The 14,941-nt window shown below is 75.3% G+C and carries 13 protein-coding genes; 9 read left to right on the plus strand and 4 right to left on the minus strand.

From position 1 onward, the window contains the following. The first annotated feature begins 167 nt into the window (after positions 1-167). Positions 168-737: a P-loop nucleotide/nucleoside kinase family protein gene (locus AC067J_RS20020; protein WP_478300937.1), complete on the plus strand. Its 570-nt coding sequence runs from the start codon at positions 168-170 to the stop codon at positions 735-737. A 278-nt stretch (positions 738-1,015) separates the two neighbouring features. On the opposite strand, the gene AC067J_RS20025 is transcribed toward AC067J_RS20020, so the two are convergent. Then, a complete protein-coding gene (locus tag AC067J_RS20025; protein WP_478300939.1) occupies positions 1,016-1,867 on the minus strand; it encodes an alpha/beta fold hydrolase in 852 nt (283 codons plus the stop codon). 129 nt (positions 1,868-1,996) lie between these two features. On the opposite strand from AC067J_RS20025, the gene AC067J_RS20030 reads away from it, so the two are divergent. After that, complete coding sequence (locus AC067J_RS20030; RefSeq protein ID WP_478300941.1) at positions 1,997-2,476, plus strand: MarR family transcriptional regulator; 480 nt, start codon at positions 1,997-1,999, stop codon at positions 2,474-2,476. Positions 2,477-2,589: 113 nt separating this feature from the next. Here the strand turns inward: AC067J_RS20030 and AC067J_RS20035 are convergent, their stop codons facing one another. Beyond that, positions 2,590-4,386, minus strand: coding sequence for an alpha/beta fold hydrolase (locus AC067J_RS20035; RefSeq protein ID WP_478300943.1), 1,797 nt, complete (start codon positions 4,384-4,386; stop codon positions 2,590-2,592). Between the two features lie 658 nt (positions 4,387-5,044). Next, positions 5,045-5,644, minus strand: coding sequence for a TetR/AcrR family transcriptional regulator (locus tag AC067J_RS20040; RefSeq protein ID WP_478300944.1), 600 nt, complete (start codon positions 5,642-5,644; stop codon positions 5,045-5,047). Positions 5,645-5,859: 215 nt separating this feature from the next. Between AC067J_RS20040 and AC067J_RS20045 the strand changes: the two genes are divergently transcribed. Then, on the plus strand, positions 5,860-8,010 hold the full coding sequence (locus AC067J_RS20045) for a glycerophosphodiester phosphodiesterase family protein (RefSeq protein ID WP_478300946.1): 2,151 nt from the start codon (positions 5,860-5,862) through the stop codon (positions 8,008-8,010). Positions 8,011-8,305: 295 nt separating this feature from the next. Here AC067J_RS20045 and AC067J_RS20050 read toward each other — a convergent pair whose 3' ends face one another. After that, on the minus strand, positions 8,306-9,196 hold the full coding sequence (locus tag AC067J_RS20050; RefSeq protein WP_478300948.1) for a DUF2268 domain-containing putative Zn-dependent protease: 891 nt from the start codon (positions 9,194-9,196) through the stop codon (positions 8,306-8,308). A 353-nt stretch (positions 9,197-9,549) separates the two neighbouring features. On the opposite strand from AC067J_RS20050, the gene AC067J_RS20055 reads away from it, so the two are divergent. The 6 genes from AC067J_RS20055 (at position 9,550) to AC067J_RS20080 (ending at position 14,902) form a co-directional block, all read left to right on the plus strand. Next, positions 9,550-10,053 (plus strand): RNA polymerase sigma factor, encoded by a 504-nt coding sequence (locus AC067J_RS20055; RefSeq protein WP_478300950.1) that lies wholly within the window; start codon positions 9,550-9,552, stop codon positions 10,051-10,053. After that, positions 10,050-10,904, plus strand: a complete 855-nt coding sequence (locus AC067J_RS20060; RefSeq protein WP_478300951.1) for a zf-HC2 domain-containing protein — start codon at positions 10,050-10,052, stop codon at positions 10,902-10,904. The genes AC067J_RS20055 and AC067J_RS20060 overlap by 4 nt, the downstream gene beginning before the upstream one ends. Positions 10,905-11,083: 179 nt before the next feature. Next, positions 11,084-11,890, plus strand: a complete 807-nt coding sequence (locus AC067J_RS20065) for an ABC transporter ATP-binding protein (RefSeq protein ID WP_478300953.1) — start codon at positions 11,084-11,086, stop codon at positions 11,888-11,890. Beyond that, the gene (locus tag AC067J_RS20070) at positions 11,887-13,269 is read left to right on the plus strand and encodes a hypothetical protein (protein ID WP_478300955.1); all 1,383 of its coding nucleotides are present in this window, start codon (positions 11,887-11,889) and stop codon (positions 13,267-13,269) included. Before AC067J_RS20065 ends, AC067J_RS20070 begins: the two co-directional genes overlap by 4 nt. Then, positions 13,266-13,841, plus strand: a complete 576-nt coding sequence (locus AC067J_RS20075; protein WP_478300957.1) for a hypothetical protein — start codon at positions 13,266-13,268, stop codon at positions 13,839-13,841. Before AC067J_RS20070 ends, AC067J_RS20075 begins: the two co-directional genes overlap by 4 nt. Positions 13,842-13,942: 101 nt before the next feature. Beyond that, the gene (locus AC067J_RS20080) at positions 13,943-14,902 is read left to right on the plus strand and encodes a D-2-hydroxyacid dehydrogenase family protein (protein WP_478300958.1); all 960 of its coding nucleotides are present in this window, start codon (positions 13,943-13,945) and stop codon (positions 14,900-14,902) included. Positions 14,903-14,941 lie beyond the last annotated feature (39 nt).

The following is a 14,941-nucleotide window of genomic DNA, read 5'->3' on the forward strand; positions in this document are numbered from 1 at the left end:
TCCGGCCGGTGGACCAGTGAGCGGTCGACCCGTGCGTCGTGGCCGCAGACGCCGCGCCACGGCGATGCTCGTCCGGTGCCGTCCGGTGCCGTCCGGACCCGTTCCAGAAGTGGATCTTTCTTGCCGACTCCGGGGAGGGACCGGGCGTCCGGCGGTAGATTCATCGGATGGTCACTGTGCTGGTCAACGGGCTTCCCGGAGCGGGGAAGACAACGCTCGCGCGGGCCCTCGCGGCCGAGATGCGTCTTCCCCTCTTCAGCAAGGACGCGGTGAAGGAGACCTTGGCGGACACTCTGGCGGGCCTACGGGCGCCAGACTGTCCGGACCACGAGTGGAGCCGGATCCTGGGCGTTGCCGCCGGCGAGACCTTGTGGACGCTGCTCGGCGACGCGCGGGGCGGGGCCGTTCTGGAGAACCCTTGGCCGGGCCACCTGAGGCCGGTCGTGAAGGCCGGCCTTCGACGCGCGGGCGTGGCGGAGGTGCGTGAGGTCTGGTGCGAGGTGCCGCTGAAGGTAGCCCGCCGCCGGTTCGCCGAGCGGATGGCTGAGCGGCACCCGGTGCATCCCGAGCGTCGTGGCGGCTTCGGCGGGGACTGGGAGTTGGTCCCGCACTGCCGAGCCGCTCGGATCGGGGATCGTCCATCGCGTGGACACCACCGGCCCGGTCGACGTCCCGGCGCTGGCTGCCGCCCTCGGAGCCGCTCGGTGATCGCCGCGACCGGCACGGTGGCCTCGTGACCTGTCCGGGCGGGCCCGCAGTCGTCCTGGGCCGAGCCGAGCCGAGGCACGCGGACGCGGACGCGGCCCAGGACGACCCGGAACTGCGGGGAGGCTCCGCGCCGCCCGGCCGTGATCACGAGTGACATCGGCTTCGGGGCCTGCCCGACCGCCAGGTGGACGCAGGTGGCCGCCCACCGCGTGTCCGTCGGATCTCCCCGAGCGACGAGGGGAGATCATTCCATGACCTTGATCTACTTCTGGAGAAGGCCCTGGCCGATCCTCCTGCGCCGCGCGGGTCAGCCGGCGAGAACGGCCTTGAGGGACATGGCGGTTGCGCGGGGGAAGGCGGTGTTGCCGTTGTGCCCGCCGGGGAATGACACGGGGGCGGTGCCCAACAGGTCGGCCAGGGCGAGTGCGCACCGGTAGGTGTGGACGGTCGGTCGGGTGGTCCGGCCGATCGCGGGGACGATCCGCGTCCCCGAGCGGGCTGCGGCGGGAGCGAGGTGGGCCGGGCCGAGACCGTCCGAGGTGACGGCCGTGAACTCCGTCCCGATGAAGAACCCGAAGTTGGCCAGCCTCCGGGGCGTCATCGGCTGCGGGGTGAGCCCCTCCTCGGTGCGGTCGTGGGCCGGGTCGATCCCGAGGTGCCGGGCGATCGCGGGGAACGCCGCCGCGGCGCCCCCGGCGGCGTGGGCCTCCTGGATGGCTGCCAGTTCCGCCTTGTGCTCCGCGCGGTCCGTCGGCGGCAGGAGGTTCGGCGTCACGGGCTCGTGGGCGATCAGGGTGCTCAGAACGCCCGGGTGGCGGGCCACGACCTGGAGGCCGATCGCGGCACCCATGCTGAATCCGGCCATCGACGCGGGCCCGTCGGCGACTTCGGCGAGCAACCGCGCGACGTCGTCGGCGTGGTCGGCCATGGTGACGGGGGCGGCGGGGTCGTCGAGGGTGCTGCGCGAGAGACCGCGGCGGTCGTAGGTGACGACGGTGAAGGTGTCGGCGAGGTGCGGGACGAGGTCGACGGTGCGGTCGGCGTCGCCCTCCCCGCTCTGGGAGAGGAGGAGGACGGGGCCGCTGCCCGCGACCTGGTAGTGGAGGACGGCGCCGGGGACGGCGAGGGTGTGGGCGGTGGAGCCGGTGAGCGTGGTCATGGTGGTGTTCCCCCTGTCGGTGTCGGCCGGCCTCTCGGGCCGACACCGACGACGATAGAGCATCGAAATAGATGTATCAAGATAGATGCATTGATTGAGATGCATCGATGCGGATGTATTCTTGCGGACATGAACGGAGTCGAGCTGTTCCTCCTGGGTCGAACCCTCATGAAGATCGGCGAGCAGGCGATGCCGCGGCCGGACGCCGAGGCGGGGGCGGAGTCGGCGGCGCGGGGTTCGGTCCGCTCGGTGCTCGTCACGCTCGGCGACGTCGTGGCCCATCCGGGCGCGACCGTCGGTGAGATCGCGACCCGCACCGGTCTGCCGCAGAGTCAGGTGTCCACTGCGGTCGCGCGGTTGGTGGAGGCCGGTTCGGTGGAGACCGAGCCCGACCCCGGCGACCGGCGCCGTCGACTCGTCCGTCCCGCCGAGTCGCCCTCCGGTCGTGTCGCCGAGGTCCGGGCCGCCACCGTCGACGCCGCGCTCGCCGCCGCACTCGCCGGCGCCGATGGTGCCGAACCGGACCGGGGTGTGGTGCGGGAGGTGACGGAGGCCCTGGAGGTCCTGTCCCGCCACCTGACCCCGGCCGCCGCCGCTCGCGCCCGCTGATCGCGCCGTCGGCGCGGGCGGGCCGCCGGTGACGGATCGTCAGAAAGACTGTCCGGAACCGGAGTCGGTTCGCCCTGACCCCTGCTGGTGTCGTACCGGCGGGGTGGAGGCCGTCATGACCGGGCCGGCGCAGCCCCGAGGAGGTCCGGCAGGAATTCGGGTGCGGTGACCTGGACGGGGACGGGGCAGGCGTCGACCAGGAGGCTCAACTCCCGCCGGTGAGAGGGGCGCCGGGCCTCCCGGAGACGGCGCGCAGCCCGGCGGGCGGCACCGGGCCGGTGGAACGCGGGGGCGGGAGTGGTGCGGCTGCGTCCGGAGGAGCCGGCAGCGTCGGCGGCGCCGTCGGCCTCGGTGCTCACGACGACCAGGCCGGCGACACGGTCGGGATGGGCGGCCGCATAGCGCAACGCCGGTGCGGCGGTGGCCGCATGGGTCACCAGGACGGGGCGCGAGCGAACCGGGTCGAGCAGGGCCCTGAGCCAGTCCGCGTCGGGGGCGGTGGTGGACGAGGAGCGTCCGAGTCCGGGGAGGTCCGCGGTGAGTGCGGGGGTGTCCAGGCGGGCGGCGAGCTTCGCCCAGGCGTCGGTGTCCGCGCCCGGGCCGGGGAGCAGGACGTGGTGCGGAGTCAGGCGGTCCCCGCTGAGGTAGGTGCGGCTGCCCGCGAGGTCGGCGAACTCGCCCGTCGTCCCGCTGTGGTGGTGGCCGGCGAGCCCGGCGCCCGGTGCGACGGTGGGTGCGGTGGGTGCGGCGCCCGGTGCGACGGTGGGTGAGGCGGCTGGTGCGGCGGTGGGTGCGGAGCCGAAGCCGTCCGCGACCAGGCGGGTGGCCCAGCGGCGCAACAGGTCGGCGACGGGCGGGTGGTGGAGCCCGGCGGCCTCGGCGAGCCGGTCGGCCGAGGAGGTGTCGTAGGTGTCCTCGACGAGGAAGGTGAGGGTCTCCGGGTCGGCGCCGGTGAGGGCGGTCGGCAGTCGTCGGACCAGGCCGACCGGGACGAGCCCGCGCGGCGCCGGTACGCCGAGGTGCTCGGCGATCAGGGCGATCAGGCCGGGCAGCGGCGGGGTGGCGGGGTCCAGGACGGTGTGGGCATGGGCCGGTCCGTCGTCGAACTCCGGTACGGCGGCCAGGAACCGGGCCAGGTGGTCGACCGCGACCACCGGCAGGAAGGTGCGTGCCGTCCCCGGCAGGAGCGGGAGGCGGCCGGACCAGAGCTGGCGGACCAGCTCCGCCAGGCCCAGGTACTGCCCGGCCTCGCCGGTTGCGGAGTGCCCGATCACGCTGCTCGGGTTCACCGTGGTGAGCGGTACGCCGAGCTCGGCGGCCGTGACGCGGACGGCGGCGTCGCCGAGCTGCTTGGAGGCCTCGTACGCGCCGAGCCGGGCGTAGAGCGCGTCGGCCTCGGCGGGCGGCAGCGGGTGGCGGGGGGTGCCGTCGCGGCCGACCCGGTAGCCGGAGAGGTGGACCAGTCGCCGCAGTCGCGGCCGGTCGGCTGCCCAGCGGAGTGCGGTGAGCGCGCCGTCCACGTTGGCGGCGTGCGCTTCGGCACGGTCGAGACCGAAGCGGTAGAGGGCGGCGAGGTTGTGGACGTCGCGGACCGCGGAGAGTCGGGCGTCGTCCTCGGGGGTCAGCCCGAGGCCGGGACGGGTGAGGTCGGCGGCGACGGTGGTGAGGGCGCTGGTGTCGGCGCCGTGCGCGTGGAGCCAGTCGCGGAGCTCGCGGTCACGCGGCGAGCCGGCGCCGGTGCGGACCGCGGCGGCCACCGGCTCGCCCCGGCCGAGGAGTTCGAGGAGCAGCCAGCGGCCGAGGAAGCCGGTGGCGCCCAGCACGAGAGTGCGCGGCGGACGGTCGGCCGGGGCTGCGCCCGGCTGCTGGGGCCTGGGAGGGACCGGAAGGGGGTTCGGGGTGGTGGCCAAGGTGGACTCCTACTCGGTGGACCGGTCTACCTAATTCTGTAGACCGGTCTGCATATTTTCTGGGCATGGCTGCGGGGTGCGAGGTGGGCATGGCTGCGCGGCTGCGCGGATGTACGGATGGGGCGGAGGTGGGGCCGGGGTGGCACCCGGAGGCTCTTATTCAGTAGACCGGTCTGTATATTTTTTGGCAAGACATCAGGGGCTGCGATTTGGAAGGCTGGGCCCGACGGTGGTGAGACGGGGGCGGGTGCCCGGGGGTCGGGCAGTGGCTTGCTGCCCGGGTCGGCCCGAGGTGGTGCTCCGAGCGCGGCGAGCTGACGGGGCGTCGGGGGATCGCCGTCCGGGACCGGCGTCGCGGGAGGCCGGGCCGAGGAGAAGGCAGTTCTCCTCGGCCCGGCCCCCGCGTGGCCGGTCCTGCACGGCCAGGCCGGTGTGGGTGCCGGTCGTCGGTGACGGGGGAGTCTCCGGCGGGTGCCCGTGCGGCGGGTGTCGCGGCGGCGGCGCCGGCGCCATCGGTGACGGCGAGGCTGTCGTGCCCGGCCGCTCCGTTGTCGCCCGGCTGCCCGCCTGCCCTGCCGCTCCGTTGTCGCCCGACTGCCCGACTGCCCGACTGCCGTGCGGCCCTGCCGCCCGGTTGCCCTGCTCCCCGGTCGCGGGTCTACGCCTGTGCGGTGGCGTTCGCCCTCTTCGCGCCGAGCAGGTGGCGGACGGCCTGCGTCGCGTCGGTCAGCGGCTCGGGGGAGTGGCGGACCCGGGCCAGCAGCACCGCGCCCTCCAGGAGGGCGAGCGCCTGGCCGGCGGCGACGTCCGCCTCCGCGGGGTCGAAGCCCTCGGAGGTCAGGCGCTCGGCGAGGACGCGCTGCCAGCCCGCGTACACCTCGACGCAGACCTGGCGGAGGGCCTCGTTGCTGCCGGCGACCTCCAGGCCGACGGTGGCGATCGGGCAGCCCTTGGTGTAGCCGGACTCGGCGAGGCGGTCGGCGAAGGCCCGGGCCAGTCCGGCGACGACGGTCGCCGCGTCGGAGCCCTCACGGGCGAGCGACGTGAGCAGCTCCTCGATCTCCTGGCCGGCCTGGATCAGTGCGGCGGCCACCAATTGGTCCTTGCCCTCGGGGAAGTGGAAGTAGAGCGACCCGCGCGGTGCGCCGCTCTCCGCCACGACCTGGTTGAGGCCGGTGCCGAAGTAACCCTGTGCTTCGATCAGGCCGCGCGTGCCGGCGATCAGCCGGGCGCGGGTCTCCTCGCCTTTGACTCCCATGCGGAAAACAGTAGACCGGTCTGCATATTTTGTCGAAGGGTCACTCGGTGCCCCTTGCCGACGTCCGACGGCCCGGCCGCGCCAACGGCCGTACGGAAGCGAACCGGCCGCCCGGTACGGGTGGACCGCAACGACTCGGAAGCGCACGCAATGGTCACGAACGGTTCCCGGGGAAGCGGTTTCCGGTTCGGCGGCCGTCCCCTAGCGTGCCGGGCATGACACAGAGTCACCATGCCAGCCCCGTCGGCCCGTCGGCCGAGTCGCAGTCCGCTCGCTCCGGGAGCCGGCCCGGCACCCAGGCCCACCACCGGCGCGAACTCCGGTCGAGCGCGGGCCGGCACACCGGCCTGCTCGCCGCCGTCGTCGCGTCCGCGCTGGGTCTGGGCACCGTCGCACTGAACGCCCCGAACGCCTCCTCGGCCGAGCAGGCCCCCGCCGCGGTCGCCACCGCGTCCGCCCCCACCGCGTCCGCCCCCGCTGCGGACGGTGCCTCGGACGGCACCCCCGCCACGGCCCCCGCGCCCACGACGGCCCCCGCGCCCGCCGCTGCCTCCGCCGCTCCCGCGCCCGGTCAGGCCGTCGTGGAGGAGAGCTTCTCCGGTCCCGCCCTCCCCGCCGGCTGGGCCGCTGTCGAGGGCGCCTGGAAGGTGGAGAACGGCCGGCTGGTCGGCGTCTCCGCCAACTCCGGCCAGCAGAGCCGGATCACCTTCGGCCGCCACCTCGACGACTTCCGCATCGAGGTGACCGCCCGCTTCGAGACCGTCGCGGACAACGCCCGCTGGACGGCGCTCGGCCTGGACGTCCCGGCGAGCGGCGCCACCCCGTGGTCGATCGCCACCATGCGCTCCGGCACCACCGCCGCCAACGGTCTGGAGTTCGCCCAGCGGACCACCGCCAACAGCTGGATCGTCACCGACACCGCCTCCGCCCCGGCCGCCGCCGGCACCGGCCGCGACGTGCGGATCGCCGTCGAGGTGCACGGCACCACCGCCCGCTGGATCTTCGACGGCAAGGAGGTCATGCGCACCACCAAGGTCGCCCGCAGCGCCGAGGGCGGTCAGGCGCTCGTGGTCAACGGCTCGAAGGTGTCCTTCGACGACCTCAAGGTGACCGCGCTCGCGCCGGGCGGTTGGCTCCGGCCGGCCGGTTCCCCGCTCACCGTCTTCGCCCACCGGGGCGCCTCCTCCGCAGCGCCGGAGAACACCCTGGTCTCGGACGAGGTCGCCCGCCGCGGCGGCGCCGAGTGGATCGAGAACGACGTCCAGCCCAGCAAGGACGGCGTGCCGTACATCCTCCACGACGACACCGTGGACCGCACCACCAACGGCAAGGGGAGGATCCGCGACCTCACGTCCGCCGAGCTGGACGCGCTGGACGCCGGCTCCTGGTTCGGCCCGGCGTACGCGGGCACCCGGGTGCCGACCCTGGCCGCGCAGCTCGACGACCTGCGCACCCGCGGCGGCAGCCTGCTGCTGGAGATCAAGGGCCGGCACAGCCGCGACGAGGTCGCCCGGATCGTCAAGGAGGTGCGCGACCACGGGATGGCGGGCCGCGTCTTCGTCCAGAGCTTCGAGGTGGACGCCCTGCGCCACACCCGTGAGCTGGCGCCGGAGCTGCCGCTCGGTCTGCTGCGCAGCGCCCTCGACGCCGACCCGGTGGCGATCTCCAGGGAGCTCGGCCTCGCCGCCTACAACCCGGCGGACGGCGCCGTCGCCGGGCGCCCCGGCGTGGTGAAGGACCTGCACGCGGCCGGCGTCGCGGTCAACGTCTGGACGGTCGACTCGGCCGCCCGGTGGAAGGCCCTGGAGGCCGCCGGCGTCGACGGCATCATCACCAACCGCCCGGCCGAGCTGGCCGGTTGGAACTCCGCCTGGCAGCAGGGCGGCAGCGTCGCGCCGCCCGCCGCGCCCACCGTGGCGATCACCTCGCCCGCGGCCGGCGCCACGCTGGACCGCGCCCAGCAGCCGGTCACCGCGGTGCAGGCACGCGGCGCCGACACCGTCCGGCTCACCCTCGACGGCGCCGAGCTCGCGCCGGGCACCGCGCTCGACACCACGGCGCTCGCACTCGGCAGGCACACCCTGCGTGCCGAGGCGACCGGCCCCGGGGGACGGGCCGAGGCCACCAGCGAGTTCACCGTCGCGGCCACGCCGACCGGCCTGGCCGCGCTGGTGCTCACCTCGGGCGCCGAGCGCAACGCCGTCGCCACCCTGACCGTCATGCTCGGCCAGGGTCAGTACAGGCCGCTCGCCCAGTGGGCCGAGAACCAGTCCGGGCGCACCGTCCCGGCCGCCCGCGCCGGGCTGATCGCCGCCGACGCGCTCGCCATCGAAGGTGCGGCGAGGGCCCGGGACGCCCAGGGCTGACCCCGGCCCGGGGCCGCCCAGCGCCCGCCGTCCCTGCGCCCGACGGACCGAAGCGGCCCGGCCCGCACCGACCGAACCCACGTCACCGACCACACGCACCACATTCACCGCACCGACCACCGGACCCCGCACCGACCACCGGACCCCGTGCCGCTCGCCCGGCACGGGGTCGCTGCTTCACGGGGTCCGCTGCTTCACGGCCCGCGCGCGGACGGCGCCCCGACCCGCCCGGGACACCCCCGGTCGACCGGTGGCCGGGGCCGGGGGCCGGATGCCGCCCCCACCCGGGCACCGGCTACGGATCCGTCGCCACCCCGGCGTTGGCGAGGATCTCGTGCGCCGGCAGGGCGATGCTCTCGGCGGCGGTCAGCCCGGTGACCGCCAGATGCGCGTCCACGATCCGCAGCCCGACCGCGTACCCGGCGAAGTCCGGCAGACCGACGGGCGGCTGCCCCATCCGCCGGGCTATGGCGTCGCCGAAGACGTACGCGGGCAGGTTCGGCATCCCGGTCACGTCGATCCGGGCGGTGATCTTCTCGTACGCGCGGTCCAGTTCGGGGCCGGTGACGGCCTGCGACCACGGGCCCATCGCCTGCTCGCCGCCCAGTTCCCGCACGAACGCCTCGGCGAGCCCCTCGGCGACGACCTGTTCGCCGACCGTGACGGTCGCCGGGTTCCAGACCACGTTCGCGTAGCGCACGTTGTGGTGGAGCTCGTGCGCGGCGGCGTGGCCGATCTGCCGCAGGCTCGTGTCGGTGGGCCACACCAGCAGGTGGATCGCGCCGGGGATGCCGCCCGTGCCGAGGTAGCCGGCGCTGCGGACGGTGAGGTCGGTGTCGTCGGGGTCGCCGAGCACCACCACGACGTGGACGGTCCCGGCGTGCCGGATGCCGGGCACCGCGGCGCCGAGCCGCCCCCATGCGGCGGTGAGGGAGTCCGCGACCCGCTCCCGCACCCCGGCGTCCTGCATCCGCCGCACGGCGGGCAGGTACCGGGGGTCCTCGCGGTCGAGCCGGAAGCCGCTTCCCGACCGGTGCAACGCGACGAGGTCCACCTCGCCCATGACGGCGGACATCACGTTCTGCAGCGGACCGAGCATCTCCCGCAGGGATTCGGGCCGTTCCTCCACCGGTCGCCGCAGGAGGTCGGTCATGGCGGACGCCGTGTCGTGAACAACGATCTTCATGCTCCGGGACCGTAGGGCCTCACGCAACGTGAGGCGCAAGCCGCCGCCACCCGCTCACCGCCACCCGCTCACCGCCACCCGCTCACCGCCACCCGCTCACCGCCACCCGCTCACCGCCACCGCCACCGCCCCGCCCACCCCTGTCCCACTCCGGCCCGCCGCCCCGCCGACGGGCCCGCCGTCCGGCCGTTCCCGCGCACGGCGCCGTGGACCCGGCCACGGCGCCCGCCCGGAACGTGACCCGGATCACGCCCCGGAGAAAACCGGCAGCTCCGGCCGGGCGTCTAGCAGGTGTGAAACGGGTTGGGGCGGCATCGCCGCAGGAACTGGACGAGGAACACCTCCTACGAAGGGTGGCCCGGGGCGACCGGGCCGCCTTCGAGGAGCTGTACCGGCGCACGTCGCCGTGGCTGGCGGTGCGCCTGAGCCGCCGCTGCGCCGACCAGCAGATCGTCGCCGAGGTCATGCAGGAGACGTACCTGGCGGTGTGGCGGGCGGCGGACTCCTTCGCCGGAAGCCGGACCGGAGGAACGGCCGTCGGCTGGCTCTGGACGATCGCGGCCCGCCGCCTCGTCGACGCGTTCCGGCGCAGGGCCCACCACGCGGAGCCGCCGGCCGCCGCCGCTCCGCACCCCGTGGCGCCCGCCGCCGAGGAGGAGGCACTGGTCGCGACCGTCGGCGGAGACGTCGGCGACGCGCTACGGCGCCTCGCGCCGGAACTCAGAGACGTCCTGCAGGCGATGGTGCTCGACGGACTGTCCGTCCGGGAGACCGCCGTGCTGCTGGGACTGCCCGAAGGAACGGTCAAGACCCGCGCCCGCCGGGCCCGGATCGCGATGCGGGAGGCACTGGCATGAACGTGGAACACGCGTCGGCACGACTCATCGACGGCTACGCGCGCGGCGACACGGACCTCGTCGCGGACGAGGTGTGGGCCCTGGAGGCCCACCTGGAGGGGTGCCGGCTCTGCCGCGACCGGCTGTCGGCCGCCGTCACGGCCGGGGCGCCCGTCGTGGCGGCGCTGACCGAGGCCGTCTGGTCCGATCTCGAACACCAGCTGGCCGCGGCCGCCCCGGCCGTGACGCGCCGACGCCGGCCGGCGTGGCGGTCGTCGCTGCGGTCGTCGCTGCGGCCGTCGCGGCTGTCCGCGTGGACGACGCCCGCCATGACGCCGTGGCTGGCCATGGTCCTGGCGGTGACGCTGCTCGCACTGCTGCTCGACCTGGTGGGGCCCGGGTCCGGCCGGGTGTCCGTGATGCTGCTGCTCGCCCCCGTGCTGCCCGTGTGCGGCGTGGCGGCGTCGTGGTCGCGTGGCCTCGACCCGGCGTACGAGCTGACGGCCTCCACACCGCGGGCCGGGCTGCAGCTGGTGCTGCGGCGCACCGCCTCCGTGCTCGCCGTGGTGATCCCCACGCTGATGGCGGGGGGATGGGTGACGGGGGTGACGGCCGCGCAGTGGCTGCTGCCCTGCCTGGCGTTCACCTCGACGACCCTGGCGCTCGGCGGAGTCATCGGCGTGACCCGCGCCGCGGTCGTCCTGGTGGGTGCGTGGGTCGCGGTGGTGGCGGCACCGACCCTGGCCACCAGCCGCACCGCCGTCGCCCTGGGGAGGGGTGGCCTGCCGGTGTGGGGGCTGCTCCTCGTGCTCGGTGTGGCGGTGGTGATCGCCCGCAGGGGCGCCTACACCGTGCTGGGAGCCCACCGCTGAACCGCCCACGGACGCTGCTCCCCCGGACGCTGCGCCCCCCGGAGGCCGCGCCCCCGGAGGCTGCGCGCCCCCCGAGGGCCGCACCTCCTCACGAGGGCCGCACCCCCACGAAAGCCGCGCGCCCCACGGCAGCCGCACCCCCCGACGCAATCGCCCCCCGAGAGAAGAGGAAGCGCACGATGCCCGCATCGAGCAGGGCCGACATCGCCCCCACGGCCTACGCCTGGGAGATCCGGGCGACCGGACTGAAGGTCAGGGTCGGCAGGAAGAAGATGGCCGTCGACGGGCTCGACCTGTCGCTGGGTACCGGCGTCCACGGCCTCCTCGGCCCCAACGGCGCGGGCAAGACCACCCTCATCCGTGCCCTGGCCACCGTGCTGCGCCCCGCCGGAGGTGAGCTGGAACTGCTCGGGGAGTCCGTGGGCGGGCTGGGCGAGCACCGCGCGCTGCGCCGCCGGATCGGCTACCTGCCGCAGGAGTTCGGCTACTACAAGCGCTTCACCGTGCGCGAGTTCGTCGAGTACATGGCCTGGCTGAAGGAGGTGCCCACGGCGGACATCCCCGCGGCGGTGCAGCGCGCCGTGGAGCGGGTCGGTCTGGCCGACCGCGCCGACGACCGGATGAGGACCCTGTCGGGCGGAATGGTGCGGCGGGCGGGCATCGCCCAGGCCATCGTCAACGACCCGGCGGTCCTGCTGCTGGACGAGCCGACGGTCGGCCTGGACCCGGCGCAGCGGCTGCGCTTCCGCGGCCTGCTCCAGGAGCTGGGGACGGACACCTGCGTGGTCGTGTCGACCCATCTGGTGGAGGACGTCGCCGCCGCCTGCACCGACGTGGTGCTGTTCGCCGAGGGGCGGCTGGTCTTTCAGGGCACCCCGGACGAGCTGGCGGCGGCGGGCGGCCCGGAGCACGTGGGGGACAGTCCGCTGGAGCGCGGCTACTCGGCACTGCTGGTCGACCCCGTGCGGACGAGGGGCGCCTGGTGAACCTCCGCATCCTGCGCATCGAGCTGCGGCGGTCCGTCGCCCCGTGGGCCGGCGCCGTCGTCCTCGCGGCCGCGCTCGCGTTCCTGCACCTCGTGCCCGGGCCCTGGTGGAAGGGCCCCGCGCTGTGGACGGCGCAGTGGACCTCCATGGCCCTGTGGACCAGGTTCCTGCTGGTCTTCCTCTGGCCGCTCGCCGTGGGACTCGGCGCGCTCCAGGGGCTGCGCGACCCCCGTTCGAAGATGTCCGAACTGCTGACCAGCACGCCGCGGCCGGCCCGGCACCGCGCGGCGGCCCTGGCGGGTGCGACGGCTCTCACGCTGGTCTCGGCCTTCGCGCTGCTCGTCCTCGTGGGCGCGGTGGGGGTGCTCGCCGGCGACGCCTCGTACACCCACCTGAGCTGGCTGCCGATCTCGCTGGTGGGGGCGCTCGCACTGGCCGCGGGCGCGGTCCTGGGCATGGGGGTCGCGCGGGCGTTGCCGTCCGTCCTCACCCCGCCCGCCCTGGCCGTGGGCGCCTTCCTGTGCGTCAGCCTCCTGCGGCGGACCACGGACGCCGAGGTGCCGACCTCCGCCGCGCCGAACCGCCTCTCGCTGCTGTCGCCCGTGGTGTCGGAGGTGCGCCAGCCGCTGCTCACGCTCTCCGCCTCCGTGCACGTCGGGCAGGCGCTCTGGCTGCTCGGCACGGCCGCGACGGGTCTGGCCCTGCTGGCCGCCGCCACCCGGCGGGGCCGGCTGCTCGCCCTCACCCCGCTCCTGGCGGGCGGGGCGGCCGCCCTGCTCCTGCTCCCGGCCGACCCCCGCGCCACGTACGTCGTGGACCGGGCCGCGGCGGCGCAGGTGTGCGACGGGCCGGTGTGCGTGACGACCGCGGAGCGGGCGCGGCTCGACGACCTGGCGGGGCGCGGCAGGGAGGTGCTGCGCCTGCTGCGCGGCGCCCTGGGCGACCAGGCGCCCACGGGCATCCGCGAGACCACCGTCCTGCGGGGGCTCCTCGATCCGGCGGAACGGTCACCCGACTCCCTGCTGGTCGACTTCGGCGACGCGGCGATCGGTGACGCCGGGGGCGAGCGGCTGACCCGGGCTCTGGTCGCCCAGGGCGTGGTCCCGTTGTGCCACGCCCGCAGCAGTGTCGAGAGCGGCTCGCTGGAGGAGGCCGTCGCGCAGAGCATCGGGGCCGCCTGGGTCCTCGGGGACCTCCGGCAGCTCGAAGGGACCATGCACAGCGCGAAGGACTGGGCGGACGAGGCCCGCCCGCTGTGGGAGCAGTTCCTCGCGCTGCCGCAGCCGGAGCAGCGGCAGCGGATCGGCGCCGTGCACGCCGCGGCCGTCTCCTGCTCGGGCGGCCTGCTCACCGAGCTGACCGGGGGTGCGTCCCGGTGAGGTGGCTGACGCTGTACGCGCGCTCGCGCCAGGTGCCGGCCTCGCTCGCCGCGGTGCTGATCGGCGCGGTGGCGGTGGGGGCGCTGTCCCGGATCGGCGGCGGGGGCGTGGGGGATCCGCGGCTGTCCACGCTCGTCCTGGCCGCGGGGGTGATGGCGGTGTCGGCCGGTCTCGGCGGGCAGGACCTCGCGCTGGACCGGACGGCCGCGATCCGCTGGCTGCCCCGCAGGGCGGCGCACGTGGTGCTCGGCGGTGTGTTCGTCGCCGCGGTACTGCTGGCGGTGCGGGCGGTGGACGGTCAGCCGGCCTCCCTCGCCTTCGTCCTGCGCAACAGCGCGGGGCTGATGGGGCTCGTCGCCGTCGGGGCGGCCTGGTGCGGGCGGCGGTACGCGTGGATCCCGCCCTTCGCCTGGCTGTCGGTCGCCTTCGTCGTCCCGCCCGCGACCGACGCGATCACCCGGGTGCTGACCTGGATGCTGCTGCCGCCCGGGACGGCGACCGGCACCTGGACGGCCCTCGTCCTGGCCGTCACCGGCACCGCGGCCTACGCCGCCGGAGGCCCGAGGCGGTAGGGCGGGGTAGGGCGGGACTCGTCGGACGCGCACCACCGCCCCGGCCCTCGTCGAGGAGGGGCGTGCGCGGACGGCCGGGGCGGTCTGGGAGAGTGCGGATCATGACACTTCGCTGCGCCGTACTCGACGACTTCCAAGGGGTGGCCACCAGTCTCGCCGACTGGTCGCCGGTCACGGACCGGGTGGAGGTGGTCGCCTTCCGGGAGCACTTCGGTTCGGACGACGAACTCGTGGACGCCGTGGCCGGCTTCGACATCGTCGTGACCCTGCGGGAGCGGGTGGCGTTCCCGGCGGAGCTGTTCGCGCGGCTGCCGCGGCTTCGGCTGCTGGTGGCCTCGGGGATGCGGAACTCGGTGATCGACCTCGCGGCCGCCCGGGCGCACGGCGTCACCGTCTGCGGGACGGCCAGCTCCTCGACGCCGCCGGTCGAGCTGACCTGGGCGCTGCTGCTCGGGCTGGCGCGCGGGCTGGTGGAGGAGAGCACGGCGCTGCGGAGCGGCGGGCCGTGGCAGAGCACGGTGGGGGCCGATCTGGCGGGCCGCCGGCTGGGGCTGCTCGGGCTGGGGAGGATCGGTGCGCGGGTGGCCCGGGTGGGGCTCGCGTTCGACATGGACGTGGTCGCGTGGAGCCGGAACCTGACCGGGGAGCGGGCGGCCGAAGTCGGCGTGCGGCGGGCGGGGTCGAAGGAGGAACTGCTGCGCGGGAGCGACTTCGTCTCCGTCCACCTGGCGCTCGGCGACCGCACCCGGGGGCTGCTCGGTGCGCGGGAGTTGGCGCTGCTGAAGCCGACCGCGTACCTGGTGAACACCTCCCGGGCGGCCATCGTCGACCAGGGGGCGCTGCTGGCCGCGCTCGCCGAGGGGCGGTTCGCGGGTGCGGCGGTGGACGTCTTCGACCAGGAGCCGCTGCCCGCCGGCCACCCGGTGCGGACGGCGCCCCGCCTGCTGGCGACCCCGCACCTGGGGTACGTCTCGCAGGACAACTACCGCCGGTACTACGGCGACGCGGTGGAGGACATCGCGGCGTTCCTGGCCGGGTCGCCGGTCCGCGTGCTGGGCTGAGGGCGGGGACGCGCGCGGCCCGCCGCCCCTCCCCGGGAC

The organism is Kitasatospora sp. NPDC042419 (assembly GCF_056437345.1).

What these genes read in the sequence shown, in the direction of transcription:
- AC067J_RS20020 (WP_478300937.1), top strand. Translation starts at nt 168, where the DNA reads ATGGTCACTGTGCTGGTCAACGGGCTTCCCGGAGCGGGGAAGACAACG.
- AC067J_RS20025 (WP_478300939.1), bottom strand. Translation starts at nt 1,867, where the DNA reads ATGACCACGCTCACCGGCTCCACCGCCCACACCCTCGCCGTCCCCGGC.
- AC067J_RS20030 (WP_478300941.1), top strand. Translation starts at nt 1,997, where the DNA reads ATGAACGGAGTCGAGCTGTTCCTCCTGGGTCGAACCCTCATGAAGATC.
- AC067J_RS20040 (WP_478300944.1), bottom strand. Translation starts at nt 5,644, where the DNA reads ATGGGAGTCAAAGGCGAGGAGACCCGCGCCCGGCTGATCGCCGGCACG.
- AC067J_RS20045 (WP_478300946.1), top strand. Translation starts at nt 5,860, where the DNA reads ATGACACAGAGTCACCATGCCAGCCCCGTCGGCCCGTCGGCCGAGTCG.
- AC067J_RS20050 (WP_478300948.1), bottom strand. Translation starts at nt 9,196, where the DNA reads ATGAAGATCGTTGTTCACGACACGGCGTCCGCCATGACCGACCTCCTG.
- AC067J_RS20060 (WP_478300951.1), top strand. Translation starts at nt 10,050, where the DNA reads ATGAACGTGGAACACGCGTCGGCACGACTCATCGACGGCTACGCGCGC.
- AC067J_RS20065 (WP_478300953.1), top strand. Translation starts at nt 11,084, where the DNA reads ATGCCCGCATCGAGCAGGGCCGACATCGCCCCCACGGCCTACGCCTGG.
- AC067J_RS20080 (WP_478300958.1), top strand. Translation starts at nt 13,943, where the DNA reads ATGACACTTCGCTGCGCCGTACTCGACGACTTCCAAGGGGTGGCCACC.